Here is a 25,950-nt window from a genome sequence, read left to right on the forward strand (position 1 = left end):
TGTCCCTCCGCTTTTAATATGTAGTGGAGGGAGGCTGTTTCAATAAAGGAGGAAGTAACATGGTAAAAGGAAGAATACATTCTGTAGAGTCTTGTGGTACTGTTGATGGCCCAGGGATTCGTTATGTCATATTTACACAAGGGTGTTTATTACGTTGTCAATATTGCCATAATGCTGATACGTGGGAGATCGGTAAAGGAAAAGAAATAACAGTTGAAGAAGTAATGCAGGATGTGACATGTTACCTTCCATTTATTGAAGCTTCTGGAGGCGGTATAACAGTTAGTGGTGGAGAACCATTATTACAGTTAGATTTCTTAATTGAATTATTTAAGAAATGTAAGGAAGTTGGAATTCATACAACAATTGATTCTTCTGGAGGTTGTTATTCTGAAGAGCCAGAATTCCAGCAAAAGTTGGATAAATTAATGGATTATACAGATTTAGTTTTATTGGATTTGAAACATATTGATTCAAAGAAACATCGTAAATTAACAGGGAAATCAAATGAACATATTTTACAATTTGCTCGTTATTTATCGGATAAGAATAAACCGATTTGGGTACGACATGTATTAGTTCCAGGTGTTACTGATAATGAAGAGGATCTGCAAAAATTATCTAGCTTTATTCAAAGTCTGTCTAATGTTCAGAAAGTTGAAGTGCTACCATATCATAAGCTTGGTGTATATAAATGGGAGGCGCTTGGGCATAAATATCCACTCGCAAATGTAGAACCACCTACGGAAAAAAATGTAGAACAAGCGAGACATATTTTAAAAGCAGTCTAATCCAAATATTGGATTAGACTTTTTGCTTTCTTTACAATAAAACCTAGAGTATATATATAGAAAAGAGTATACTGAAAAAAGAATATCCATATTTTTGTAAGGAATAAGTGGAGAAATTTACATAATTGTAAAGGGAAATCAAAATAGTAAAAAGAATTAAGAAGTAAAAGAGTGAGTATCATGGAATAGAGAACATTTGTAAGTTATTGCGAAAGCTCTTATAGGAAAGTATAATGTAAAGATATGAGCACGGATAGGATTAAGGGGTCAATCTTATATGCTTTGCATATCCACGACAGGTACATAGCTAACAGGGGAATATTGGAATCCAAGTATGTAATGTTTAAGGAAAATGTTTTTCCTATTGTCGTATATGCAATATGGAGAAACAAAAAGCTAGGAGTGGATTTGTTTGATAAAAAACCCCAAGGTTTTAATTTTAACTGCACATTACGGTAATGGTCATGTGCAAGTAGCGAAAACATTAGAACAAACATTTCGCCAAAAAGGAATTGAAAATGTAATTGTATGCGACTTGTTTGGAGAATCACATCCATTTATAACTGACATTACAAAATATTTATATTTAAAAAGTTATACAATAGGAAAAGAATTATATCGTTTGTTTTATTACGGGGTAGAAAAAATTTATGATAAAAAAATAGCATCTTGGTACGCAAATTTTGGAAGGAAACGTTTGAAATCACTTTTACAAGTGGAGAAACCGGATATCGTTATTAATACCTTTCCAATCATAGCTGTACCTGAGTTGAAAAAGCAAACAGGTATTTCAATCCCTGTTTATAATGTGTTGACGGATTTTTGTGTGCATAAAATATGGATTCATCGTGAAGTAGATCGTTATTTTGTAGCAACTGATCACGTGAAAAAGGTGATGGTTGATATTGGTGTACCTGCGGAACAAATTGTTGAAACTGGAATTCCAATTCGTAATAGTTTTGAGCTAAAGATAAATCAAGACATTATATATAATAAGTATCAGTTATGTAAGAATAAAAAGATTTTACTAATTGTAGCAGGTGCTCATGGGGTACTAGGAAGTGTAAAAGAACTATGCCAGTCATTTATGGCCGTACCTAATTTACAAGTAGTTGTCGTTTGCGGAAAAAATGAAGCTTTAAAACAGGATTTATTAGGATTACAGGAACAAAATTCGGATGCTTTAAAAGTATTTGGTTATGTTGAAAACATTGATGAGTTATTCCGTGTTACTTCTTGTATGATTACGAAGCCAGGTGGTATTACATTAAGCGAAGCAGCAGCATTACAAGTACCTGTCATTTTATATAAGCCTGTCCCAGGACAAGAAAATGAAAATGCGTTGTATTTTGAAAAAAAAGGAGCTGCAGTTGTAATCCGTGATGACAGTGAGGTTTTTGCAAAAACAGAGGCGTTATTACAAGATGATATGAAGCTTCTCCAAATGAAAGAAGCAATGAAAAATATTTATCGTCCTGAACCGGCATGTCATATCGTGGATACAATTTTGGAAGAAAATCATGCAGAGCCGAATCATATACCTATGAAATCACCTGCTCTTGCAGAATCATTTACTTAATATGTAACCCTCTTTTATATGTTTAAAGAGGGTTCCTTTTATTGTAAAGATTCCTTTATCCGGCTATTTGAGGGAAGTAAGACTCCCATCTTGAAATTGGGCGAATGCGAGGACGTTAGGTGGGAGATAGCTTCCCCTAAAAGCCTTCACTTTATCCACAAAGGGATGCGCTTTCATTAGACGGTAAAGTCGGAATATTAACAACTATATCCACATTGTCCACAATTTTTAGAAAAATATCCACAATTCCAGTAGTTGATATGTGCGAAAATATATGAAAATATCAAAGTTTTTAGAAAAATATTCACAATTATATCGATGTTGTGGATAAAGTTGTCCACAACAAAAGAGTTCCCTTATGTATAAGGGAACTCTTTTAGGTTATTTCTGTCAGTCGGGAAAATTATGTAATGAAAATGAATAATTAGGGGGGAAAAACTTCTAATTATTCATTTTCACTTTAAATACTTTTTGAGCGATATCCCGCTGCACGATCTGCTTTTCGAAATTCTCGTTGGTATAGAACTTCTTGTGTACTAGATAATGTATTTTTCGCTTTGTCACGTTTCTTTTTATCCATTACAAATCACCTCGTGTCCTAAAGTCACTATCTATCGTTCCCAAAGACATGGGGTGATATACATATATGCCAAATGGTTAATGATTAATTATTATTTCTAAAAATTTAGATTACGCTTCTTTTAAGTGGTGGGCGTCTTGGAATGTTGTATCACGCATTGTTGCAAGTGTATATTGATCTTTTGGAATTTCATATAGATTATATACTTCTTCATTTACGTTAATTTCATCATAAACGGCTTTTCTCGTTTCATTTGCTAGATTCACATATTGTAGTTTTTCGGCAGCTTTAATAGAACGAATATTTATTTTGCGAATACGCATAAAGATGGTTTCAATATCTAACTCATAGAAAAGTTCGCTAAAAAATGAATCTTTCGCCAATTTATTATAGCCTTTTCCATGGTATGGTTTTCCAAGCCATGTTCCAAGGAATCCAGCTTTTTCTTGCACATCAAATAAAGTAATTGTTCCGATAGGGTTACCCCATTCATCTAAAATTGTGCGTGAAATTAACTCTCCACGCTCTTCGGCTTCAATGGTTTGTTTCGTTAAAAATAAATATTCCTCATAAGAATAAGCCTTTTGACGCACAAAAGGGAAGACAGCTGGATCCACCATTAACTCGTATAGAACGTGGCTGTCGTGTAAGTCGCGTTTTTTCAACACACTAACTCCTCCTCACACGAGGGTAGCATGACGAAAAAGCACCCCACCCTCGAAATTTTTATATCAATCTTTAAAAAATTTCGGGGTGGGAATCGAACCCACTAGAACCAGTTTATAACGCTGGTGGCGCACCATTTGCCTTCCCCATTCATCAATTTGAAAATGATAATCACGACACAAATTGATTATGGTTTCATTCAGTTTATAATCGTATAATACTTTATCTAGTCAAAAAAATAAACTAGTTTTTTTTATTTTTTTTGTAAATTATTTTTCCGTCAATCATAGTTAGTACAGGCTTGGCTAAATAATGGAAAGGATGATGTGTCCATAACACGAGATCAGCGTCTTTTCCAACCTCAATGCTTCCAATTCTATCCTCTAAACGCAAATTTCTCGCTGGAAATATAGTGATTCCTTCCAATGCAGTTTTCTCGTCTAATCCTTCCCTTACTGCGACAGCAGCACAAACATTTAAATATTGAATTGGTGTATAAGGGTGATCAGTTGTTATAGAAACTTCTACTCCATTTTTAGATAATATATGGTAAGTATCCCATGTTTTGTTTTTTAGTTCGATTTTAGACCGGCGTGTAAGAGTGGGACCAACTGAAACTTTTAAATTGTGTTTTGAAAGCTCTTCAACAATAAAGTGTCCTTCTGTACAATGCTCAATACGTAAATCAAGATTGAATTCTGTTGCAAAGCGTAAAGCAGAACTAATATCGTCAGCACGGTGAGCGTGGATACGTACCGGTATTTCGCGGCGTAATGCTTTTAAAATAGGGAGCATTCGAAAATCAGCTTCATGCCCGTAGTGCTGTGCTTCATAGAATGATTCCCGAAGTAACCCCATAATGCCCATGCGTGTAATGGACTCTTTCGTTCCATTACTATGAACCTTTTTAGGGTTTTCTCCAAAGGCAATCTTTAAACCAGCAGGTTCTTGAATAATCATGTGATCAATACAAGTTCCAGCAGTTTTTATTACACAAGTAGTACCGCCGATAATATTTTGACTCCCAGGCATAACGTGAACAGTTGTGATCCCGTTTTGTACAGCGTCTTGAAATGCGATATCAAAAGGATGGATTCCGTCTAAAGAACGGATATGTGGTGTTGAAACTTCAGAGGTTTCGTTAGCGTCATTTCCAGCCCAACCAGTGCCTTCATCATAGAGACCAAGGTGAGTATGGACGTCAATAAATCCAGGTAAGAGATGAAGAGCTCGCGCATCTATAACGGTCATATCTTGAGTAGGCTGAATAGAAGGTTTGACCTCAGCAATTCGTTCTCCTATAACGAGTACATCACCTTGAAACTTGGGAGATGTAATAGGATACACAATGGCTTGTTTGAGCAATATTTTCATAGGTACCTCATTTCTGTTACTTTACAATATTAATGTGATTGAAGAAAAAGTAACTGAAAGGTTATTTGTGTAGTAATGCTCTGAATCCTAGAAAATGAAAGTTTTGAAAGGGAACCCCTTGTAAAACTGTGTTTTAGAAGTACTACATTGTATGCGAAAGTATATTTTGTAATGCATGGTCTATTATCGGAAATGTGTATTGGTACCCATGTTCAATTGCTTTACTAGGTAATACATGTTGCCCTTCTAGTACAAGTATACTCATCTCACCCAATAAAGCGTGAAGCATAAATGAAGGGACAGGTAACCAATGAGGTTTTCTCATTATAGTTGCCATGGTTTCTCCAAATTCCTTCATTCTTATAGGTAACGGGGCTGTAATATTAAGAGGACCATTAATTTCTTCTTTGTGTATGATGAAATCAATCATGCGAACGACATCATCTATATGAATCCATGATAACCATTGATTTCCAGATCCAATTGTGCCTCCGATATAAAATTGATAGGGAAGTAGCATCTTTGGAAGAGCACCTCCGTCTGCACCTAATATGACTCCGAATCTTGCGTAGATTGTTCGCATTCCAAGAGAACGTGCTTTAGATGCTTCTTGTTCCCATGAATATACTGTATTTGCTAAAAAGTCATTTCCAGGAATCTCATGCTGTTCTGTAAAAGACTCAGTTTCAGACGTTCCATAGTATCCAATAGCACTTGCGTTAATAAATGTATTTGGCTTTGTACCAAGTGTTTGCAATTGTTTAATAAGTCCTTTTGTTGTTTGAATTCGACTGTTTAAAATGGATTCCTTTTGTTTCTTTGTCCACCTACTATTAATAGACTCTCCAGCTAGATTAATAACTATATCAATAGAAGAGAGGGGGAAAGTAGGTAAATCTGGTGTCCATTGCACGTATTGAAGGTTAGGGTTTGAAGTTTCAATTTTATTTTTTCGGGTAAGGATATAGACTGTGTATCCTTTTTGAATGAAAAAAGTAGATAGATATTTGCCGATAAAGCCAGTACCACCAGAAATTGCAATTTTCATAATTATTTCCTCCTCATTATATATATTCTTGAAAAGCAAAAATGTTCCTTGACTATGTTAAAATAATAGAGAGGTGAGAGTATGGCTGTCATTACAAAAATAGAAGTGCAAAAACGATCGAAAGAGCGATTTAATATTTATATTGATAAAGGTCAAGGTGAAGAGTACGGATTTAGTGTGGATCAAGTAATTTTAATGAAACATGGATTACAAAAAGGTTTAGAAATTGATGAAATAGAGTTAGGCAATATTTTGTTCAATGAAGAGGTACAAAAAGCATATTTACAAGCAATCTCCTATTTATCCTATCAAATGAGAACGAAACAAGAAATAGAAGATTTTTTACGAAAAAAAGAAGTGGGACAGGCCATCATCTCTGAAGTCGTTTCGAAATTATTACATGATCGATATATTAATGATAAAGAGTATGCCATTTTATATACGCGAACGCAAAGTAATGTGAATCGAAAAGGTCCAACTGTTATAAAAAGAGAGCTGTTAAATAAAGGCGTTCAGGATCTAATCATTACACATAGTTTACAAGAGTATCCAAAGGAGAAGCAAATTGAAAATGCTTTGATTCTTGTAGAAAAAAAGAAAAAATCTTATCAAAAGCATTCATTTTTACAAATGAAGCTAAAGTTAGATGAAATGCTTGTTCGTAAAGGATATTCTAGAGATGTGATTCAAATTTGTTTGGAAGAATTGAAAGACGAAAAAGATGACGAAAAGCAACAAGAAGCTTTACACTATCATGGGAATAAATATTATGAGAAATATAGGAAGTATGATGGATGGACATTCGAAAATAAGATGAAACAAGCGTTATATCGAAAAGGATTTTCTATTGATGAAATAGAGATATTTTTACAAATGAAAAGTGAAGAAGGATGAGGGGAATAATAAGATGAATATGCCAAAACGCTACAGTGAAATGACACAGCATGAGCTTAGAGAAGAAATTGGCGCTTTGAAGGAGCAAGCAGTAAAGGCTGAGCAACTTGGAATTGTAAATGAATTCGATGTATTAATGAGAAAGATGGCTATGGCCCGTGCTTACATGACTGATATAAACAAATTCCATATTGGTGAGACATATGAATTAGTAGAAGAACCTGGTGTATTATTTAAAATTACGTACTTCAATGGGGTATTTGCTTGGGGTTATAAGCAAAATGATAATGAAGAGATTGGGATACCAATTTCCTTGTTGCAAGAAAAATAAAAACCAGAGAGCGAATATCTCTCTGGTTTTCATCTTTGGTAGGCGTTAAAGGAGATAGGAGATTCTAAAATTGGCGTTTTTTACACTCGTTGGCCAATATAATGAGAGACTGGGTTTGTTGCGTCTGTCCGTTAACTTGCGCTTTCGCATGTTTCGGACGAGTCCACGTATGGTTAAATAATTCAGAACGACTATCTAAACGATCACGGTAGCTCATCTTTATCACCTCGTGTAGGAAGTTAATTTTTTAGGCTGTACCTGTACTACTACTCTTCCTGCTGATTTGCAGCACGCATACGTTCTTGTGGGTGCGTGTTAATTGTGCCGTTAGGTCGTTTCGAAGCGAAGCGTGATTTCGCTTTCGGCTGACCGTCGATTTTGCTGTTGTTTTTTGACTCAGACCAAAATTCGGCTTGTTTACCCATTGCGAACGCCCTCCTCATCATCAGTTGATACCTCTTTAAGAAGTATCACTTATAGAATGTGCAAAATAGAAGAAACTATCCTTTAGAAATGAAGGGATAAATAGGTAAAAGGAGATTAGAACATGAATGATATTTATGAAGCATTAACGAAAGAATTATTAGACAAGAATGACAAGCTTTCTTACGGACAAGCTCGTGCGTGGGTTGAATTACTTTGGGAAGATTTTCAAACAACTTATGCGAAATCAGGTCGTTATCAAGGGGAGGAGATGACTGAGCAAGTAGTAAGAACATGGATTAATAATCATGGAGCGCGTCTTCATGAAATGCGTACAAATAATCCGAAATACAGCCATTTAATTAATCAAGAAGACCATTTAAAACATTAAAAAAGCGACTAAAGTCGCTTTTTTTAATGTGGAAGCAATTCCAGTTTCTTTCGAAGTTTTTCTTCGCTGAAAATCCATCCGGTATAAGAATTAATAATATTTAAATTTTGATCGAGCTGAACGATTGCAACGAATGGATAATAATCTTTACTTCGATAGCGCAAATCAATGAATCGAATTTCGTAATAGTTATCATAATCAAAAATATCCCAACGATATACAGGAGAGAAAGATAAGAAGGCCGAGATGTTTTCATCTTGTTTAGCAGCTCTCATAATAGCGTTATCTGGGAACGGTACCCGATCGAACTTATCGTATATCATAATGTTACCACGATGCCATCTCGCAACGTAGTAATAATCAGTCGTAACGACTGCTAAATGATAATGATAAAATCGATAAGAAGGAGAAATGATGATCTTCTCAACATGTTTGAAACGTTTGTGTACAACGCTTCTTATATTTCTATGCATCATAATCCGTCCGATATAGTAAACAATCATTAATATATATGCAGCTAAGGCTGTATATCCTTTATGGGAACCTACGAGCATGCAAGCAATCGCAAGTATATGGATAAAGAAAATGACAGTATCAAACGTATTAATTATGCCGAGTGCGACCCATTTTTTTGTGAAAGGCCGTAACGCTTGTGTACCGTAGGCATTGAAAATATCTACAAAGACGTGAAGAAAGACAGCTATAAATGACCAAAGTAGTAGATGAAGATATGGAGCGTCTGAAAAGAAGGCGAAAGAGATGCCGCTTATAAGGAATGACCAAAGAATTACTGCAGGAATGGAATGAGTAACCCCGCGATGATTTCTTATATATTTAGCGTTATTACGCAATTTTAAAACTGTATCGATGTCAGGAATATTGGAACCAGCAATTGTAGCGAGGATAACTGCTTGTGGTCCAATATCACTTTGCGCTATAGCTGGGTCTAATGTTGCCAAACTACCTAAAGTGACACCCATAACAAGGTGAGTGGCTGTGTCCATAGAAATCCACCTCCGTTTTTTATTAATGTAACTCTTTTTATTCGATACCTCAAGTCCTTTGCCTTCTATTTCCTATGTCATCTTACTTAAATTTTTTCCTAAAAATCTTTATAATAGTACGTATATGCAAAAAAATGAGGGGGATCAAGTTTGACACTTGAAATATTAGAAAAATTTAACATAGAGCAGTTTCAAAATGATTTAATTGGTTGGTTTGAAAAAGAGCAACGCGACTTACCGTGGCGAAAAAATAAAGATCCATACCGTGTTTGGGTTTCGGAAATTATGTTACAGCAAACAAGGGTAGAAGCTGTAAAACCATATTACGCAAATTTTATGGGGAAGTTCCCTACGCTGGAAGCTTTAGCAAATGCTGATGATGAAGAAGTATTAAAAGCATGGGAAGGTTTAGGGTATTATTCTAGAGCACGAAATTTACACACGGCTGTAAAAGAGGTAAAAGAAGTATATGGCGGGATAGTACCGAGTGATGTAAAGAAAATTGAAAAATTAAAAGGAGTGGGACCATATACAAAAGGTGCAATTTTAAGTATCGCATATGGTATACCAGAGCCAGCAGTTGACGGAAATGTTATGCGCGTGTTATCCCGTATTTTATCAGTATGGGATGACATTGCAAAACCGAAAACTAGAAAAGTGTTTGAAGAGATTGTGCGCGAAATTATTTCAGCTGAAAATCCATCTTATTTTAATCAAGGTTTGATGGAATTAGGTGCACTAATTTGTATTCCTAAAAATCCAGCATGCTTACTTTGTCCTGTACGTGAGCATTGTAGGGGATATGCTGAAGGTGTTCAAAAAGAACTACCAGTAAAAAGTAAAGCGAAAGCTCCTACAATGGTACCGCTTGTTGCAGGAGTACTTCAAACTGAAGATGGTCGTTACGTTATTAATAAACGTCCAAGTAGCGGATTATTAGCTAATATGTGGGAGTTTCCGAATATTGAACTTGGCGAAGGGATTCGAAGTCAGAAAGAACAGCTTATAGATTATATGAAGGAAAAGTTTGAGCTTTCGATTTCTATTGATGAGTACGCAATGAATGTGCAACATACGTTTACGCATCGCACCTGGGATATATTCGTATTTTACGGAAAAGTAACTGGTGATATTGTTGAAACAGATACATTAAAGTTTGTATCGAAAGAAGCATTTGAGCAGTTACCTTTCTCTAAATCGCATCGTACGATTTATGAGAGTTGTGTTGAGAAAATTACAATGCAATAAACAAAAAAAGTGTTCCCTAGATTGGGAACACTTTTTTAATCGTAAGAAATTTTTGTCCCATGAGTCCAACTGGCATCACCTTCTTGTAAGCCACCTCTTGATTCAATTTCTACTACAATTTCTTTATAAATACTTTGACCTTCTGCGTTTAAATAGGGCAAAATCTGTTGTAATGAATGATGAAAATAAGCTAATTCATCTTCTTTCCATTCATTTTTTGAAATCATCGTTAGTTCAGTCATATCGCGTCCTATATACATATTTCCACCTCCGTACCCTATAGTTTGAATGAGTATTAAGAGATATATGCGGAAATTTTTCAACAGAAAATTACGGATAGTTTCTGGTTGAATTGGTTACATTATTGATTGTGGAGGTGAGAAAGATGAGTAAAAAACAACAAGGTTATAACAAGGCAACTTCTGGTGCTAGCATTCAAAGTACAAATGCTAGTTATGGTACAGAGTTTGCGACTGAAACAAATGTACAAGCAGTAAAACAAGCAAACGCACAATCAGAAGCAAAGAAAGCACAAGCTTCTGGTGCACAAAGTGCAAACGCTAGTTATGGTACAGAATTTGCAACTGAAACAGATGTGCATGCTGTGAAAAAACAAAATGCAAAATCAGCTGCAAAACAATCACAATCTTCTAGTTCAAACGAGTAATGAAAGAAAAACACTTCTCCAATTCGAGAGAAGTGTTTTCTTTGTGTGCGGGTCATTGTAATGAAAAGAAAGTGAACGACATAACTTCTAATAAGTCAACAAATGTAGTCAAAGGAGAAGGAAGTTAAAGATTAGAAATATGTAATTAGGAATAATAACTAATGAATAAATCTAAAAGGGGGTAAGTAATGAAGGATTTTGATAAGTTGGTAGGAGAGCAATTGGAAACGATGGATGAGCTGTTAAAATTGCAATCACACTTAGAGAAGTATCAGCAAATTGAAGTGAGTGAAAAGGATACGTGCGATAAAAAAGACTTACATTTTATTCGCCAAGAAATATATAGAACAGAAATAGCATTGAAACTATTACATGAAAAATTCGAAAAGCAAACGAATAGTGTGATTAAATCTTTTAAAACTGAAAAAATGATTTCAAATTTAGGATAAGATATGTTCTTACCTTCAGATGAAAAGTCCTTCTTAACATGAAAATAAGGAAGGGCTTTTTCTGTTATTATTTCCTTATTTATAAATGAGTCAGGAAAAGCCTCAGTAGGGATATGGTATTCAACAATAAACATGCAGTGTAAAAAATAGAGTCTTGTCGCTTTAGTTTTAAAATTTCGACAAAAAAGTTATAATAGAAAAAAAGTGAATGCAGTTCAAAGGATAGTTGAGTTAATTTAAGAAGGGCATTTGCAGTTGAAAGAAGGGAGCATATATGGCATTTCCCAAAGAAGGAGAAAAAGTACAAATACATAGTTATAAACATAATGGCTCCATTCATAGAATGTGGGAAGAGACAACGATTTTAAAAGGGACACAGAGTCTTGTAATTGGAGCGAATGATCGAACAATAGTTACAGAATCAGATGGCCGAACATGGGTTACTCGGGAACCTGCAATTTGTTATTTTCATGCAAACTATTGGTTTAATGTGATTGGGATGCTAAGAGAAGAGGGCGTATATTATTATTGTAATTTAAGTTCTCCTTTTGCATATGATTCAGAAGCATTAAAGTATATTGATTATGATTTAGATATTAAAGTGTATCCAGATATGACATATACACTGTTAGATGAAGATGAGTATGAAAAGCATAGTCAAATCATGCAATATCCACCTGTTATTGATACAATTTTAAAGCGAAATGTAGCACATTTAACGCAGTGGATTCATCAAAGAAAAGGTCCATTTGCACCAGATTTCGTAGATATGTGGTATGAGAGATATTTAATGTACAGAAATTAAAACAAACCTGCAGGGGATTTCCCGGCAGGTTTGTCCTATTAGAGGGGGGATTATGTGCAAGGTATAAAAAGATATTTACAATTTGTTAAACCATATAGATGGCTTATTGCTATTACAATTGTTATCGGTCTAGTTAAGTTCGGTATCCCGCTTATTATGCCATGGTTATTAAAGTATATTATCGACGATGTAATCCAAGGTGGGGGTTCACTTCAAGATAAAACGTCCCAATTAATAACGGCGATTGGGATAGCCTTTTTTATTTTTGCAGTATTAAGGCCACCGATTGAATATTATCGTCAATATTTCGCGCAACGTATCGCGAATACAATACTATATGATTTGCGGAAACATATTTTTGGTCACTTGCAAAAATTGAGCTTGCGTTATTATTCGAATACAAAAACAGGAGAGCTTATTTCACGTGTAATCCATGATGTAGAGCAAACGAAGGATTTTGTAATTACCGGTTTAATGAATGTTTGGCTAGATACTGCGACAATTGCGATTGCTATTATTGTTATGTTTTCTATGAACATAAAGTTAACGTTTGTTGCTTTATTGATTTTACCTATTTATGTTGTTGCGGTGAAATATTTTTTCGGACGTCTTCGAAAATTGACGAAAGAACGTTCACAAGCGTTAGCAACTATGCAAGGTTATTTACATGAACGTATTCAAGGAATGCAAGTGACGCGTAGCTTTGCATTAGAAGAGTATGAGGGTAAGCAGTTTGAAAAAAGAAATAATGAATTTTTAACGAAAGCATTAACGCATACAAGTTGGACGGCGAGAACATTTTCGGCAGTAAATACTTTAACTGATTTAGGCCCGTTACTTGTCATTGGTTTTGCAGCATATGAAGTAATTCAAGGTCAGTTAACGCTAGGGACTATGGTAGCTTTTGTTGGTTATATGGATAGTTTATATAGTCCGCTTCGCCGCCTTGTTAATTCATCTACAACATTAACGCAATCTTTCGCCTCGATGGATCGAGTGTTTGAACTGTTAGATGAAAAGTACGATATTGTTAATGTGCCAAATGCGGTACAAGCGAAAAAATTAAATGGAGAAATTGTATTTGATAATGTGTCTTTTCGTTATAATGCAGATGAAAAAGAGATATTACATAACTTGTCATTAACTATGCGGCCAGGAGAGAAGGTAGCACTTGTAGGAGCGAGTGGGGGAGGAAAGTCATCTCTTGCTAGTTTAATTCCGCGTTTCTATGATGTTTCGGAAGGGTCAGTTTATGTAGATGGGATAGATGTAAGAAAGTATGATATGAGAAATTTACGTAGCCATATTGGAATTGTACTGCAAGATAATTTATTATTTAGCGATACAATCGGAGCTAATATTTTATATGGAAATCCGAAAGCTAAAGAGACAGAAGTGATTGCAGCAGCCAAAGCCGCGCAAATTCATGATTTTATTATAGAGTTACCAGATGGTTACAATACTGTTGTTGGAGAACGTGGTGTGAAGTTATCTGGTGGGCAAAGGCAACGTGTAGCAATTGCGCGAGTATTTCTAAAGAATCCATCGTTACTTATATTAGATGAAGCAACTTCTGCTTTAGATTTAGAAAACGAACGGTATATTCAAGAGGCGCTTCAAACGTTAGCTGCTGATCGGACGACGATTATAATTGCACATCGATTAGCAACGATTACGCATGTTGATACAATTATTTACATTGAAGATGGTGAAATTAAAGAAACAGGTTCTCATGAAGAGTTAATGAAAAAAAGGGGATTCTATTACAATTTATATCAACTTCAAAATATAACAGAAACAGCTCCTTTAGCGTAAAAGGAGCTGTTTTTTTATTCGTCTTCTTTTTTATCGTCGATTTGGAGTTCTGTTTCTGGTTTATGGTATGTGTAGAAGCTATCCACAAGTAAATCTAAATGCTCTACTTCTTCACTATAATTAATAATTGAAGAAATAAGAGGGAATAGATGTAACCATGTTTTATATGCTTCCTCATCATCTTTGTTTTGATACTCCATAAAGATATCAATTAATTCTTGTTTACCTGTTTCAACTTCATCAAGCATCTCAACGGATTGTTGTTTCTTTGCTTTACCAATAAATTTTAATAAAACTTGTTCATGATAATGCGTTAATGAGTCAAGTTCGTTTTGAATAGATTCCTGAAATTCTTCTGGCATATAGCGCAGTTCATTTTCAGTGCGATGTAATGATTTTAACGTACTTAAAGCACGGCTTGTCGTCGCTAACATTTGTCTGAATAAAACGAGCTTACGAATTTTTGCGAACTGTACTTTTTTCGTGTAGCTTCTTTCTTCTTTATACAGCAAATAGTAATGGTTTAGTTTGATCATTTTTTCTTTCATACGATCAATATCAGTTTTTAACGTTGTAAAGTCAGAAGCTTGCCTGCTATTCATTCGAATCCATTTCACAATTTCCTCTGTATTATCAACGATACGATGATAAAGCTTTGTTTCGTATTTTGGCGGCATAAACACTAAATTTACAACTGAAGCCGCAATAATTCCGATCATAATCGTCGCAAAGCGAAGTAAGGCAAAACTAAAGAAATCTTCGCCTTGATACTCCATAATGGCGATAACTGTTACTAAAGCAATTGATATTGTGTTTTCTAATCGTAATTGTAATGTAAGAGCAATTACTAATATACATGTTAATCCAATAATAAAAGGATTATGTCCAAAAGCAGTAGCAAATACGATAGCGAATACCGCACCAATTACGTTTGCTTGAATTTGTTCAAGTGCAGTTAAATATGAACGATATACAGACGGTTGAACAGCGAATATAGCTGAGATTCCCGCAAATACCGGACTCGGTAAGTGAAGTAAAATACAAGCAAATAAAGCTAATGTGATGGCAATACCCGTTTTTAAAATGCGAGCACCAAGTTTCATACCCTTAATAAGATCCTTTCTCTTGTCATAATGAATGTACAACATGATACTATACATTCATTACAATATGTTAGCAAGTGATATTTTAGTGATATAAAAAAAGAAATTAAGATTCATTTATCCCGCTATTTGCGGGCAGTAGAACTCCTACCTCAAAGTTCGGCTAGAGCAAAGGAGTTAGGTGGGAGTCGGGCTGCCCGTAAATGCCCGATTGGTGTGGGCTCATAATCAGTGGGGGATGAACAAAACCACCATTGATTAAAGTTTCACTTTATAATTTTTTCCTAATTCTTTTTAAACATTAATTTTTAGTAAAAAAACCTGCTGAATTTCAGCAGGTTTCAAATTGTTACTATAGATTACTATGAGAAGTATACTTCGTCAATTTTTTATTGAAAATAAAAATGGTATATATCACTCAGTTGAGATAGATGGATCAGCCTGCTCCTTTTTCGGGATAATTTCAAAAAATTGCTGCTGCATATCATCTAGTAACGGGGTTAACAAAGCAACTTCCTCATATTGCTCATGCTCATTTAATACACGAATATAATCTAGCAATAGTTCAGTTACATCTTGCACACCATTTTTACTAATTGATTGTAATGTAACATTTGCACCTTTTGCGATTCTTCTTTTTAAGGCTTTTTCTGTTAAACCTAAGTTTGAATCATGACGTAAATAAACAACACCACCAGTCATACCAGCACAGATCCATGGACCAGGATCTCCTAAAACAAGAGCCCGCCCATTTGTCATATATTCAAAAGCGAAACCTTTAATATTCGAGTATGATCCTATATTTCCTTGCTCTTTTTCACGGAGTGGTTTTGTCATTCTCCCTCCAATTATCATGTCTGCTCCAGAAAGGCGAATACCAGCACGAGCGTCGGCGTTACCTTGCACGTATAATGCACCTTTTTGTGCACCATATCCAAATCCTTTTCCGACAGACCCATTATAATATGTTCCATTTTTACCTTTTGCTTTCGTTATATAAATGCCACCGCCAAATGAAGTTTTGCCAATGCCATCTTGTGCGCCGCCATTTACGTGTATAAATAAGTTTTCACTATTGTAAGCGCCTAATCCATTTCCAGGAACAGAGCCATTTGTATACTTTAATGTAAGTGGTTCAAGCTTTGTATCTTCATATAATTTACTACGAACGCGATAACAAGATTCTAAACCGCCCATGACTCGTTGCTCTACGCCAACTCCTACTAATTCTTTTGAGTGAGGAGAATGCACTGTTTCAAATTGTTTTTCTTCCACAGATACTCTTGTTGTAACAGTTGAATTTTCTATCGTTTGTAGTAAATTACATAACTCTAACAAATCTTGACTTCGAACTTGTTCTAATAAATCGGAACGCCCGACAATTTCTTGTAAATTTGTATAACCGAGTTGCCCTGTTAACCGTTTTAATTCTAAACCGAAAGTGGTGAATAAATTTAATAGGCCAGCAACTGCGCTTTCTAATTCGCGCGGGACGAAGCGGCGTAATCCATGTTCTTTCGCTTGTGCTTCAGATTCAATTTGTGTTGCAATTCCAACGTGGCAAGTATCTAGATGACAACCACGGCAAGTTGTACAGCCGATGGCAATCATTGATAATGTACCAAACCCAATACGGTTTGCTCCAAGAAGCATGATTTTTAAGGCATCATTTACACTTCGAATACCACCATCTGCCCAAATTTCTACTTTATGTCTCATACCTGCTTCTAGTAGAGCGTTGTGAGCAGCTTTAACACCGATTTCTACTGGAAGACCTACATGTTGTAATGCATGAATACGTGCAGCCCCTGTTCCGCCGTCAAATCCGCTAATGTTAATAAAATCAGCGCCAGCTTTAGCGATACCGACAGCAATTGTTCCAATGTTAGGAACGACAGGGACTTTTACGGCTACTTTTGCAAGTTGATTAGCCGTTTTAATTTCTGTAATCATTTGAGCTAAATCTTCAATCGAATAAATATCATGGTTGTTAGAAGGCGAAATTAAATCTGATCCAATTGTAGCGTTACGTGCCTCAGCAATTTTTGCGGTTACTTTAGAACCTGGTAAATGTCCGCCTTCGCCAGGTTTTGCGCCTTGACCGATTTTTATTTCAATTAAATTTGATGAATTTAGTAGTTCAGCGTTTACTCCAAATCGGCCAGATGCAACTTGTTGTCCACGTGTATTTGGGTATTTGCCAATCATATCTTTAATTTCGCCGCCTTCACCGTTCAAACTAATCATATTTAGCTGATCGGCAGCTTCTGCATATGCACGAAAGGCAATTTCATTTTGAGAACCGAATGACATGGAACTAATAATAAACGGTAAATCATGATTTTGAATGCTAATAGACACTTCTTCAGCCGGAACGACATGCTTTGTTTGTTTCGTTTGAACAAGGTGTCTGATTGCAATCGGATTATTGTCTTCTAATTCACTTAACTTTTCGCGGTAATCATCATAAGAATTTCCTTTTGCAACATCACCAATTGCTTTCCAAATCCGTGGGAATATATGAAATGATTTTCGCATTCTAATTTTAGGGTTGTTATAATCATTTGCCCGCGATTTCGCATCTTTAGCAAGCGATTCAAGTGAAAAAGCTAAATCATTTGAACCGAAGAAATTCGTAATTTGTAATATATTTGCGATTTCCTCATGTAATCCGATAGAGGAATAGAGGCGGCCGTAACCACGTAACTCATGAATTCCAATTGTTGAAATGACTTTCTCTAGTCCTTTATTAAGTGCATTATACAGATTCATAATTGGTGTTTTTGATCCATCATTTACGGTCGCGAACAATAAATATGGATTAATACTGTCTGCTCCTAATCCATATAGTGTGACGATATCGTGTAAGGAACGAAGGGCACCAGAACGTATAACGAGAGAACAGTTTCTGCGTAATTTATTTTCACTTAATACTTGATGTACTTTAGCGGTAACTAAATGTGGATCCATCCATAACTGTTCATTTAGATGAGCTTTTGCGTCATCTAATAATAGTAGGGAAGCACCATTGTTAACGGCAGCTATCGCTTCGGAACTAATTCGATTTAATGCGCATTGTAAAGTTTCTAACGGACTGAAGGTGGCAGAAATTGTAGCGATAGAACTATGTGTAACGAACAACTGTATAAGTTGTTCGTACGTAATTGTGTGCAATTCCTCTGCGATAGATTGTGCAACACTTCCTTCTAAAATAATTGGTGAAAGCATCTCAACTACAAATGGCTGTTTAGCGCCGCTTAATAAACTTGGACGCTCTCCAAGTATCGTCCGTGTGGAGAAGTGTTCGACCTCTCGATCGCGATCGATTGCTGGATTTGTAACAACGGCTACACTTTCCTTAATAAAGTCAGCAATATTTCGTCTATCCGTATCGAGTGCAGCAAGTGGCGAGTCATGACCAAGTGACCGAATTGGCTCAACTCCTTTTGTTGCCATCTGTTCAAGGAGCTGAATATGCTCTCGATCCCACCCGAAAGAAACGTACTGTTTCGTTTCAACTTGAACAGAATCACATAATCCTTGGATTTCTTTCGCTTCAGGGATAGATAAGTTTAAATGATAATTGTTAACATCGATTCGTTTTTGGAAACGATTATATACTTCAATTTGGTATTTGTCGTATTCATAAAGAACAAGTTCATCTTGTTCATTCCATTTTAATCCGACCTTTTCTCCAGGAGCGAGTGGTTTCGGTTCTTCTACATATTCGGTTGGTGATACAACTCCAGGTTCAGAAGAGAAAATATAAGAGCTTTCTGTTTCGACTTTCCATACTGGTCGTAGGCCAAGGGAATCGACGCTGAATACAGCTTCATCTTTATAGCGTGAAATAATGCCAGCTGGTCCTTGTGCGAAATGTCCCCAAGCTTCTCTTATATAAGTGTATAAGTTTTGTAAGTTTGTTTCGTATAGTTTTATTTCATTAATAATTGGTGGGAATAGTATATCCATCGCTTCAAATAAGCTGTAGTTATATTGAACAAGAAGAGTCTCTAAGGTGCGGTTTAAATCTTGGGAGTCACTTCCCCCTGCCGTTAGTGGTACATGAATCATTTCGGCTTGATCACGTAATTTGGCAATTGTATTAATTTCACCATTATGTCCGAGAATGCTAAATGGTTGTACACGAAAAAAATTAGATAATGTATTAGTAGAATAGCGATTATGTCCTAATGTCATAGTTGAAGCGATAAGTGGGTGTTGTAAATCGTTGTAATAGGCAACAAGTGTATCTCCAGCACCTAGAACTTTATATACAACATGATCACGACTTAATGAAGCAACGTGAATCGCTTCGTTTTCCTCTATTTTTATCGTTACAGCAAATAATGTTTGCTCAATACTTTTAACTTCATTTTCAGCGATAAGGGCAACTTGCCAAAATAAAGGTTCTTCCTGTTTACCAAGTGGACCGAGTGCATCGGAATTTATTACATCATCACTTTCGAAAATAATAGTAAAGTTTTCATTGTTTAATTGCGTACGAATGTAATTTTTTAAGTCAACAATATTTTCTTTTTTGTTTAGAAAAAAATGTCCAACGATAAAGTGGGGATGATCCACAATCGTTGGATTATATCCGCTACTTTTCAATTTTTCGTTCCAAAGTACTTTTGGTACATCAATATGGATTCCAATACCATCGCCTTCGCCATTGATGAAACCAGCTCTATGGTTCATTTTGATTAGTGATTGTATACAAAGGTCGATATTTTCTTTTGTAGGAATTTTTCTTTTTTCCATAACGGAAACGATTCCACACGCATCATGTTCTGCATTTTTATAATCTCGAAATAAAGACGGTGTCCATGTATTTTTTTTATTGAGCATCCGTCAATCCCCCCTCTTGTAAAAGATTGAATAATCTTACTATTTAAGGTGTAAATCACCTTGTACACAGAGATAATAACGATCTAAAAGAATATAAAACAGATAATTATGAATAATTATACTATTAATGCGGGATTTATGAAATAGAAAAAAGGAAAAAAGAAAGGTAACCTTTCTTTTTTCCTTGTAATGACAGTATTATTTATTGTCTGCTAAAGCAGCAAATGCTCTTCCAACAGCTTCGATTGTATATTCGATATCTTCTTGTGTATGTTCTGTCGTTAAGAACCATGCTTCATATTTAGATGGTGCTAAATTAATACCTTCTTGGAGCATAAGTTTGAAGAATTTACCGAACATTTCACCATCTGTATTTTTGGCTGCATCGTAATCTTCAATTGTATTTGTCGTGAAGTATACAGTTAATGCACCCTTTAGGCGGTTTACTGTAATATCGATATTATGTTTTGTAGCTTGCTCTAAAATTCCTTTTTCAAGCATTGCGCCAAGTTCATCTAATTTCTCGTATACGCCTTCTTGTTGAAGAACTTCTAGACAAGCGATACCAGATGCCATAGAAGCAGGATTTCCTGCCATTGTACCAGCTTGATATGCAGGTCCAAGCGGGGCAACTTGTTCCATAATTTCTTTCTTACCACCGTAAGCGCCAATTGGAAGTCCGCCGCCGATAACTTTACCAAGTGCAGTTAAGTCTGGTGTTACGCCAAGTAAGTCTTGAGCACCACCGTACATAAAGCGGAAAGCAGTAATAACTTCATCATAAATTACTAATGCACCAGCTTCATGGACAAGCTCATTTACTTTCTCAAGGAATCCAGGTTTAGGCTCTACAATACCGAAGTTTCCAACGATTGGCTCTACAAGGATAGCTGCTACTTCATGTCCCCATTTATCTAACGCTTCTTTTAAAGTTTCTACATTATTAAAGGGAACGGTAATAACCTCTTGTGCAATACTTTGTGGCACACCAGCTGAATCAGGAGTTCCAAGAGTAGAAGGACCAGAACCAGCTGCTACAAGTACTAAATCGGAATGACCGTGGTAACAACCAGCAAATTTCATAATTTTTGTGCGACCAGTGTAAGCGCGGGCAACACGAATGGTTGTCATAACGGATTCTGTACCAGAGTTTACGAAGCGGACTTTATCTAATGCAGGCATTGCCTCTTTTAACATTTTTGCAAATTTTACTTCCAGTGCTGTTGGCGTTCCGTATAGTACACCATTTTCAGCAGCTGTTGTAATTGCTTTTGTTATATGGGGGTGAGCATGTCCAGTAATAATAGGACCGTATGCTGCTAAATAATCGATATATTTATTTCCATCTACATCCCAGAAATAAGCACCTTTTCCACGTTCCATTGCAACGGGAGAACCGCCTCCAACTGCTTTGAAAGAACGAGAAGGACTATTAACACCACCAACGATATGTTCTAAAGCTTCTTTATGTAATGCTTCTGATTTCGTGAAATTCACTACAATTCATCTCCTTACAAAAATCTATGTATTATTCTAACATGTTTTTAGAAAAGACGTATTGTTTGTGATAGAAGGAGCAGTTGGGTAAACTATTCGTTGTGACATTTAGGAAGGGGGTCCGATTATGAAATCGGTAATTGAGGTACAAGGGTTACGTAAAGAGTTTACAGCCTATTCAAGTCGTCCGGGATTAAAGGGTGCATTTCGCGATTTATTAAATCGTAATTATAAAATAGTACCAGCAGTAAATGATGTGTCTTTTACTGTGAAGCAAGGTGAAATGGTTGGTTATATTGGTGAGAATGGTGCTGGTAAATCAACGACGATTAAAATGCTTACAGGGATTTTGACTCCGACTTCAGGGCAAATCACGGTGAACGGAATGAATCCACATAAACAAAGAGAAGAATTTGTGAGAACAATTGGTGTTGTTTTTGGTCAGCGCTCTCAGCTTTGGTGGGATATTGCGGTACAAGAATCGTTTCGTTTATTGAAGAAAGTGTACGGTGTTTCAGACACTCAGTATAAGGAACATATGGAGCACGTAATCGAAACGTTAGATATTGGTCCTTTATTAGATAAGCCTGTCCGAAAGTTATCTCTTGGCCAAAGGATGCGCTGTGAATTAGCGGCAGCATTAATTCATAATCCACCGTTACTATTTTTAGATGAGCCAACAATAGGGCTAGATGTTCTTGTGAAATTGAAAATACGTGAATTCTTAAAAGAGATGAATGAACGTTATAAAACAACAATTTTATTAACAACACATGATATTACTGACATTGAAGCTTTATGTGAGCGCGTTATCATGCTGGATGAAGGAAATATTATGTATGACGGTTCTTTAAATAACCTTCGCACACAGTGGGGAGCAGAGAAGGAAATCCATTTTCAATTTGTCGCTCCAGTTTCTTATCAGATGTTATCGATGGTTATGCCAGATAGTCAAGTCGTTTGGTCAAAAGCGAAAGAGGAAAATGCGTGGGTTGCAAAAATACCGAATGAAGAAATTATTATTTCAATGCTTATTTCTAAAGTAGTACAAGCTTTTCAAATTAAAGATTTAAAAATTAACGAAGTGTCTACAGAGGAAATAATTCGTAACATTTATGAAGAAGGTATTAAGCATGGGTAAGTATATTGAAATGATTCGCATTCGCTTTTTAATGATGCTTGCTTATCGTACAAATTATTACAGCGGGATTTTAATTTATACGATTAATATCGGTGCGTATTATTTTTTATGGCAAGCGATTTATAGCGGGAAAGAGAATATTGAAAGTTTATCTATTTCGCAAATGACTACGTATATTGCGATCGCATGGATGGCACGTGCTTTTTATTTCAATAATATCGATAGAGAAATTGCGATGGAGATTCAAGAAGGGCGTGTGGCGGTAGAACTAATTCGTCCATATAACTATTTAGGAATGAAAGTTATGCAAGGTCTTGGCGAAGGGATATTTCGTTTTGCGTTCTTTTCAATCCCAGGTATGGTCATCGTTACTTTGTTATTTTCATTACAAATTACAACGAATTTTCAAACGTGGTTATATTTCTTCTTATCGTTAATATTTAGCTTTATCATTAATACACAAATAAACTTAATGACGGGAATGCTTACATTCTTCTTATTTAATAATAGTGGAATTATGTATGCAAAACGTGTTGTGATTGATTTATTTTCTGGTTTATTATTACCGATTAGTTTTTATCCATTATGGGCCCAAAAAGCAATGGTGTTTTTACCGTTTCAAGCAATTAGTTATATTCCGAGTATGATTTTCTCTGAAGGTATACAGGGAAGTGAGTTATATGAAGCTTTGTTATTTCAAGTAATTTGGGCAATTATACTTATTATTCCAATTGTACTCATGTGGAAAACGGCGAGAAAACGTCTAATTGTACAAGGGGGATGATAGGATGCTATATATAAAATTATTTTTGCAATACGCAAGCCAATATATAAAAACTAAATTAGAGTATCGAGGCGATTTTATCGTCGGATTACTTTCGGATTTATCACTACAAGCGGTTAATTTAATCTTTATTCTCGTAGTATTTGGGCATACACAAGCATTAAAAGGATGGAGCCGAGAAGAAGTCATCTTTATTTATGGTTTCTTTTTAGTACCGTTTGCCATTTTTTCAGCATTCTTTAACATATGGGACTTTAATGATCGTTACATTATTAAAGGTGAAATGGATCGTGTATTGACGAGACCAATTCATAGCTTATTTCAAATTATATTAGAAAGAATGGAACTTGAATCTTTAATTGGAGCGGTTACAGGAATTATTGTAATGGGATACGCAGCAGTAGAACTAAATTTATCCTTTTACTGGTATGATTTCTTCCTATTCTTACTGATGGTAGGAGGAGGAGCGCTTGTGTACGGCGGGATATTTGTTACGCTTGCGAGCCTTGGTTTTTGGTCGGATGCGAAAAGTTCCATTATGCCGCTTATGTATAACATAGGTAATTACGGTCGCTATCCTGTTAATATTTATAACCGTGTAATTCGTTTCATTTTAACGTTTGTTTTACCATTTGCATTTGTTGGAGTATACCCAGCGGCGTACTTCTTAAGAAAAACAGAGTGGAATAGCTATGCATTTGCAACGCCAATTGTTGGTGTCATTTGCTTTACTATTGCAATTACTCTCTGGAATCAAGGGGTAAAACGATATCGTGGTGCGGGGAATTAATTATAGAAGCTTGTTCGTTTCAAAGGGATAAATCAGCCGCCCATCTCATACATATAAAATGAGGTGGAGGACATGTTATGGGGATTTATTCTATTAACTGCAGCAGTAGCTATTTTAAGAAGTGTCCAATTATTATGGAGTTCGTATTCAGATTCAAAACGTTTCTTTTCGTTATATAATTTAGCCTCGTTATTTTTAATTTATACAACAGTACTGATTGCATTTGGATTAAGTTATGTTGTATTAGAGGAAATGGGTTTTACAGTTTTGAAAGAAGATGGTGAAAGGTTGACCGCTCATTCTTTTCAGCTTGTTGAAATTTGTTTATATTTTAGTGCAGTCACTTTATTGTCCGTTGGATATGGTGATATAGCTCCGATTGGAATAGGGAGATGGATTGCAATCGGAGAAGCACTAATTGGATATACATTACCGTTTGCTTTTGTGATGAGGTCTGTAATAGACAATGAAAAATAAGATCGCATTTGATATAGTAAAAGAAACAATAAGGAGTGATAATAATGATTACAGTAGGAGAAATGGCACCGGAATTCACGTTAGAAGGAAGTAACGGAGAACAAGTTCGCTTAGCTGACTTTCGCGGGAAAAATGTAGTTCTATATTTTTATCCGAAAGATATGACTCCAGGGTGTACAACAGAAGCATGCGATTTTCGTGATGCATATGGATTATTTCAAGAGAAGGATACGGTTATCCTTGGTGTAAGCCCTGACTCAGCGAATAGACATTTGAAATTCATTGAGAAGCATGAACTTCCATTTACACTTTTAGTAGATGAAGATCATAAAGTGGCAGAATTGTACGATGTTTGGAAATTGAAAAAGAACTTCGGGAAAGAGTATATGGGAATCGAACGCTCGACATTTCTTATTAATAAAGACGGTGAACTTGTAAAAGAGTGGCGTAAGGTAAAAGTAAAAGGGCATACCGAGGACGTTCTTTCTTATATAAAGTAAACCTATAGTGGAGGTAAAATATATAGAAGTAAGGCAAGTGTCTATACATATTTTATCGTCTTACATAAAGTGGAAGTGTAGGGCATACCTCCTCAGATGATAGTATTCCAAGTGCGATTATGTCGCACTTTTTTCTATGTAAATGTATAGAAACTGGGGAAAGATACATAAGAATAAGGCTATATACAAAAATAAACCACATACTTATAGTAGAAATATTGACGATTTATAAGAAAAGGAGTACACTCTTTATAAGAATTATAAAATAATAATCCGTATAGAATCGGGGTGCATGACGGTGGTCAAAGAAGAATTAAAAGAAGCGCTAGAAATGCTGAAAAATACGGGTGTACGCATTACTCCACAGCGTCATGCTATTTTAGAGTACCTTGTGGAATCTATGACGCACCCAACAGCGGATGACATTTATAAAGCATTAGAAGGTAAGTTTCCAAATATGAGTGTTGCAACTGTTTATAATAACTTACGTGTATTTAAAGAAGTTGGACTTGTAAAGGAATTAACTTATGGAGACGCTTCAAGTAGATTTGATTATGTTACAAGTCAACATTATCATGTGATTTGTGAAAAATGTGGTAAGATTGTTGATTTTCCTTATGGAGGATTGGAACAGCTTGAAGAGGAAGCTGCGAAAACGACAGGCTTCGTTATTAATAGTCATCGCTTAGAAATTTATGGCGTTTGTCCAGAGTGTCATAAGGCGTAATATATAATAAAAAAA

The 25,950-nt window shown here is 35.6% G+C and carries 27 protein-coding genes; 16 read left to right on the forward strand and 11 right to left on the reverse strand.

The window, feature by feature from the left end; genetic code table 11:
• Positions 1 to 59 precede the first annotated feature (59 nt).
• Positions 60 to 791 (forward strand): pyruvate formate-lyase-activating protein, encoded by a 732-nt coding sequence (pflA, locus tag MHB70_RS01685; protein WP_000238486.1) that lies wholly within the window; start codon positions 60 to 62, stop codon positions 789 to 791.
• A 412-nt stretch (positions 792 to 1,203) separates the two neighbouring features.
• On the forward strand, positions 1,204 to 2,370 hold the full coding sequence (locus tag MHB70_RS01690) for a diglucosyl diacylglycerol synthase (protein ID WP_000594698.1): 1,167 nt from the start codon (positions 1,204 to 1,206) through the stop codon (positions 2,368 to 2,370).
• Between the two features lie 460 nt (positions 2,371 to 2,830).
• Here MHB70_RS01690 and MHB70_RS01695 read toward each other — a convergent pair whose 3' ends face one another.
• From MHB70_RS01695 to MHB70_RS01710, 4 genes are all read right to left on the reverse strand, one after another.
• A complete protein-coding gene (locus MHB70_RS01695) occupies positions 2,831 to 2,950 on the reverse strand; it encodes a YfhE family protein (RefSeq protein WP_000358484.1) in 120 nt (39 codons plus the stop codon).
• Positions 2,951 to 3,060: 110 nt separating this feature from the next.
• Positions 3,061 to 3,618: a GNAT family N-acetyltransferase gene (locus tag MHB70_RS01700; protein WP_000914740.1), complete on the reverse strand. Its 558-nt coding sequence runs from the start codon at positions 3,616 to 3,618 to the stop codon at positions 3,061 to 3,063.
• A gap of 241 nt (positions 3,619 to 3,859) precedes the next feature.
• The gene (locus MHB70_RS01705; protein WP_000698290.1) at positions 3,860 to 4,990 is read right to left on the reverse strand and encodes an amidohydrolase; all 1,131 of its coding nucleotides are present in this window, start codon (positions 4,988 to 4,990) and stop codon (positions 3,860 to 3,862) included.
• Between the two features lie 142 nt (positions 4,991 to 5,132).
• Entirely contained in the window at positions 5,133 to 6,038 is a 906-nt protein-coding gene (locus MHB70_RS01710; protein WP_061529536.1) for a TIGR01777 family oxidoreductase, read from the reverse strand.
• 81 nt (positions 6,039 to 6,119) lie between these two features.
• Between MHB70_RS01710 and recX the strand changes: the two genes are divergently transcribed.
• Positions 6,120 to 6,932 carry a recombination regulator RecX gene (gene recX, locus MHB70_RS01715; protein ID WP_000268511.1) on the forward strand — a complete coding sequence of 271 codons (813 nt, stop codon included), beginning with the start codon at positions 6,120 to 6,122 and terminating at the stop codon, positions 6,930 to 6,932.
• 13 nt (positions 6,933 to 6,945) lie between these two features.
• Positions 6,946 to 7,263 carry a YfhH family protein gene (locus MHB70_RS01720; RefSeq protein WP_001057037.1) on the forward strand — a complete coding sequence of 106 codons (318 nt, stop codon included), beginning with the start codon at positions 6,946 to 6,948 and terminating at the stop codon, positions 7,261 to 7,263.
• Positions 7,264 to 7,327: 64 nt separating this feature from the next.
• Here the strand turns inward: MHB70_RS01720 and MHB70_RS01725 are convergent, their stop codons facing one another.
• Both MHB70_RS01725 and MHB70_RS01730 read right to left on the reverse strand, forming a co-directional pair.
• Positions 7,328 to 7,480: a YpzG family protein gene (locus MHB70_RS01725; RefSeq protein ID WP_000122093.1), complete on the reverse strand. Its 153-nt coding sequence runs from the start codon at positions 7,478 to 7,480 to the stop codon at positions 7,328 to 7,330.
• 49 nt (positions 7,481 to 7,529) lie between these two features.
• Positions 7,530 to 7,688 (reverse strand): small, acid-soluble spore protein K, encoded by a 159-nt coding sequence (locus MHB70_RS01730; RefSeq protein WP_000517891.1) that lies wholly within the window; start codon positions 7,686 to 7,688, stop codon positions 7,530 to 7,532.
• Between the two features lie 122 nt (positions 7,689 to 7,810).
• On the opposite strand from MHB70_RS01730, the gene MHB70_RS01735 reads away from it, so the two are divergent.
• The gene (locus MHB70_RS01735) at positions 7,811 to 8,077 is read left to right on the forward strand and encodes a YfhJ family protein (RefSeq protein ID WP_000998161.1); all 267 of its coding nucleotides are present in this window, start codon (positions 7,811 to 7,813) and stop codon (positions 8,075 to 8,077) included.
• A 23-nt stretch (positions 8,078 to 8,100) separates the two neighbouring features.
• Here the strand turns inward: MHB70_RS01735 and MHB70_RS01740 are convergent, their stop codons facing one another.
• A complete protein-coding gene (locus MHB70_RS01740; RefSeq protein ID WP_061529537.1) occupies positions 8,101 to 9,081 on the reverse strand; it encodes a metal-dependent hydrolase in 981 nt (326 codons plus the stop codon).
• Positions 9,082 to 9,231: 150 nt separating this feature from the next.
• Between MHB70_RS01740 and mutY the strand changes: the two genes are divergently transcribed.
• On the forward strand, positions 9,232 to 10,329 hold the full coding sequence (gene mutY, locus MHB70_RS01745; protein ID WP_000171373.1) for an A/G-specific adenine glycosylase: 1,098 nt from the start codon (positions 9,232 to 9,234) through the stop codon (positions 10,327 to 10,329).
• 35 nt (positions 10,330 to 10,364) lie between these two features.
• Here the strand turns inward: mutY and MHB70_RS01750 are convergent, their stop codons facing one another.
• Positions 10,365 to 10,589, reverse strand: a complete 225-nt coding sequence (locus MHB70_RS01750; protein WP_000275433.1) for a hypothetical protein — start codon at positions 10,587 to 10,589, stop codon at positions 10,365 to 10,367.
• Between the two features lie 125 nt (positions 10,590 to 10,714).
• Here MHB70_RS01750 and MHB70_RS01755 point away from each other — a divergent pair, with 125 nt between their 5' ends.
• From MHB70_RS01755 to MHB70_RS01770, 4 genes are all read left to right on the forward strand, one after another.
• Positions 10,715 to 10,996, forward strand: coding sequence for a gamma-type small acid-soluble spore protein (locus MHB70_RS01755; RefSeq protein ID WP_000039034.1), 282 nt, complete (start codon positions 10,715 to 10,717; stop codon positions 10,994 to 10,996).
• A 188-nt stretch (positions 10,997 to 11,184) separates the two neighbouring features.
• The gene (locus MHB70_RS01760; protein WP_000651155.1) at positions 11,185 to 11,445 is read left to right on the forward strand and encodes a YgaB family protein; all 261 of its coding nucleotides are present in this window, start codon (positions 11,185 to 11,187) and stop codon (positions 11,443 to 11,445) included.
• Positions 11,446 to 11,719: 274 nt separating this feature from the next.
• The gene (gene ntdP, locus MHB70_RS01765) at positions 11,720 to 12,250 is read left to right on the forward strand and encodes a nucleoside tri-diphosphate phosphatase (RefSeq protein ID WP_000885402.1); all 531 of its coding nucleotides are present in this window, start codon (positions 11,720 to 11,722) and stop codon (positions 12,248 to 12,250) included.
• A gap of 54 nt (positions 12,251 to 12,304) precedes the next feature.
• Positions 12,305 to 14,065 (forward strand): ABC transporter ATP-binding protein, encoded by a 1,761-nt coding sequence (locus MHB70_RS01770; protein ID WP_001161636.1) that lies wholly within the window; start codon positions 12,305 to 12,307, stop codon positions 14,063 to 14,065.
• A gap of 14 nt (positions 14,066 to 14,079) precedes the next feature.
• Here the strand turns inward: MHB70_RS01770 and MHB70_RS01775 are convergent, their stop codons facing one another.
• The 3 genes from MHB70_RS01775 to hemL form a co-directional block, all read right to left on the reverse strand.
• Positions 14,080 to 15,168, reverse strand: coding sequence for an aromatic acid exporter family protein (locus MHB70_RS01775; RefSeq protein WP_000765783.1), 1,089 nt, complete (start codon positions 15,166 to 15,168; stop codon positions 14,080 to 14,082).
• A gap of 414 nt (positions 15,169 to 15,582) precedes the next feature.
• Entirely contained in the window at positions 15,583 to 20,019 is a 4,437-nt protein-coding gene (locus MHB70_RS01780) for a glutamate synthase-related protein (RefSeq protein ID WP_000932749.1), read from the reverse strand.
• A 198-nt stretch (positions 20,020 to 20,217) separates the two neighbouring features.
• On the reverse strand, positions 20,218 to 21,516 hold the full coding sequence (gene hemL / locus MHB70_RS01785) for a glutamate-1-semialdehyde-2,1-aminomutase (RefSeq protein ID WP_061529538.1): 1,299 nt from the start codon (positions 21,514 to 21,516) through the stop codon (positions 20,218 to 20,220).
• A 127-nt stretch (positions 21,517 to 21,643) separates the two neighbouring features.
• Here hemL and MHB70_RS01790 point away from each other — a divergent pair, with 127 nt between their 5' ends.
• From MHB70_RS01790 to perR, 6 genes are all read left to right on the forward strand, one after another.
• Positions 21,644 to 22,657, forward strand: a complete 1,014-nt coding sequence (locus tag MHB70_RS01790) for an ABC transporter ATP-binding protein (protein WP_000843664.1) — start codon at positions 21,644 to 21,646, stop codon at positions 22,655 to 22,657.
• Positions 22,650 to 23,441, forward strand: coding sequence for an ABC transporter permease (locus tag MHB70_RS01795; RefSeq protein WP_000521521.1), 792 nt, complete (start codon positions 22,650 to 22,652; stop codon positions 23,439 to 23,441). Before MHB70_RS01790 ends, MHB70_RS01795 begins: the two co-directional genes overlap by 8 nt.
• A 4-nt stretch (positions 23,442 to 23,445) precedes the next feature.
• Positions 23,446 to 24,231, forward strand: a complete 786-nt coding sequence (locus MHB70_RS01800; RefSeq protein ID WP_000965746.1) for an ABC transporter permease — start codon at positions 23,446 to 23,448, stop codon at positions 24,229 to 24,231.
• Between the two features lie 72 nt (positions 24,232 to 24,303).
• Positions 24,304 to 24,708 (forward strand): potassium channel family protein, encoded by a 405-nt coding sequence (locus MHB70_RS01805; RefSeq protein ID WP_000964361.1) that lies wholly within the window; start codon positions 24,304 to 24,306, stop codon positions 24,706 to 24,708.
• Positions 24,709 to 24,752: 44 nt separating this feature from the next.
• The gene (bcp, locus tag MHB70_RS01810) at positions 24,753 to 25,208 is read left to right on the forward strand and encodes a thioredoxin-dependent thiol peroxidase (RefSeq protein ID WP_000633719.1); all 456 of its coding nucleotides are present in this window, start codon (positions 24,753 to 24,755) and stop codon (positions 25,206 to 25,208) included.
• A 298-nt stretch (positions 25,209 to 25,506) separates the two neighbouring features.
• On the forward strand, positions 25,507 to 25,935 hold the full coding sequence (gene perR / locus MHB70_RS01815; RefSeq protein ID WP_000237831.1) for a peroxide-responsive transcriptional repressor PerR: 429 nt from the start codon (positions 25,507 to 25,509) through the stop codon (positions 25,933 to 25,935).
• The last annotated feature ends 15 nt before the right edge of the window (positions 25,936 to 25,950 follow it).

The sequence above is a fragment of the Bacillus sp. FSL M7-1020 genome, from assembly GCF_038050415.1.
Taxonomy (GTDB): domain Bacteria; phylum Bacillota; class Bacilli; order Bacillales; family Bacillaceae_G; genus Bacillus_A; species Bacillus_A toyonensis.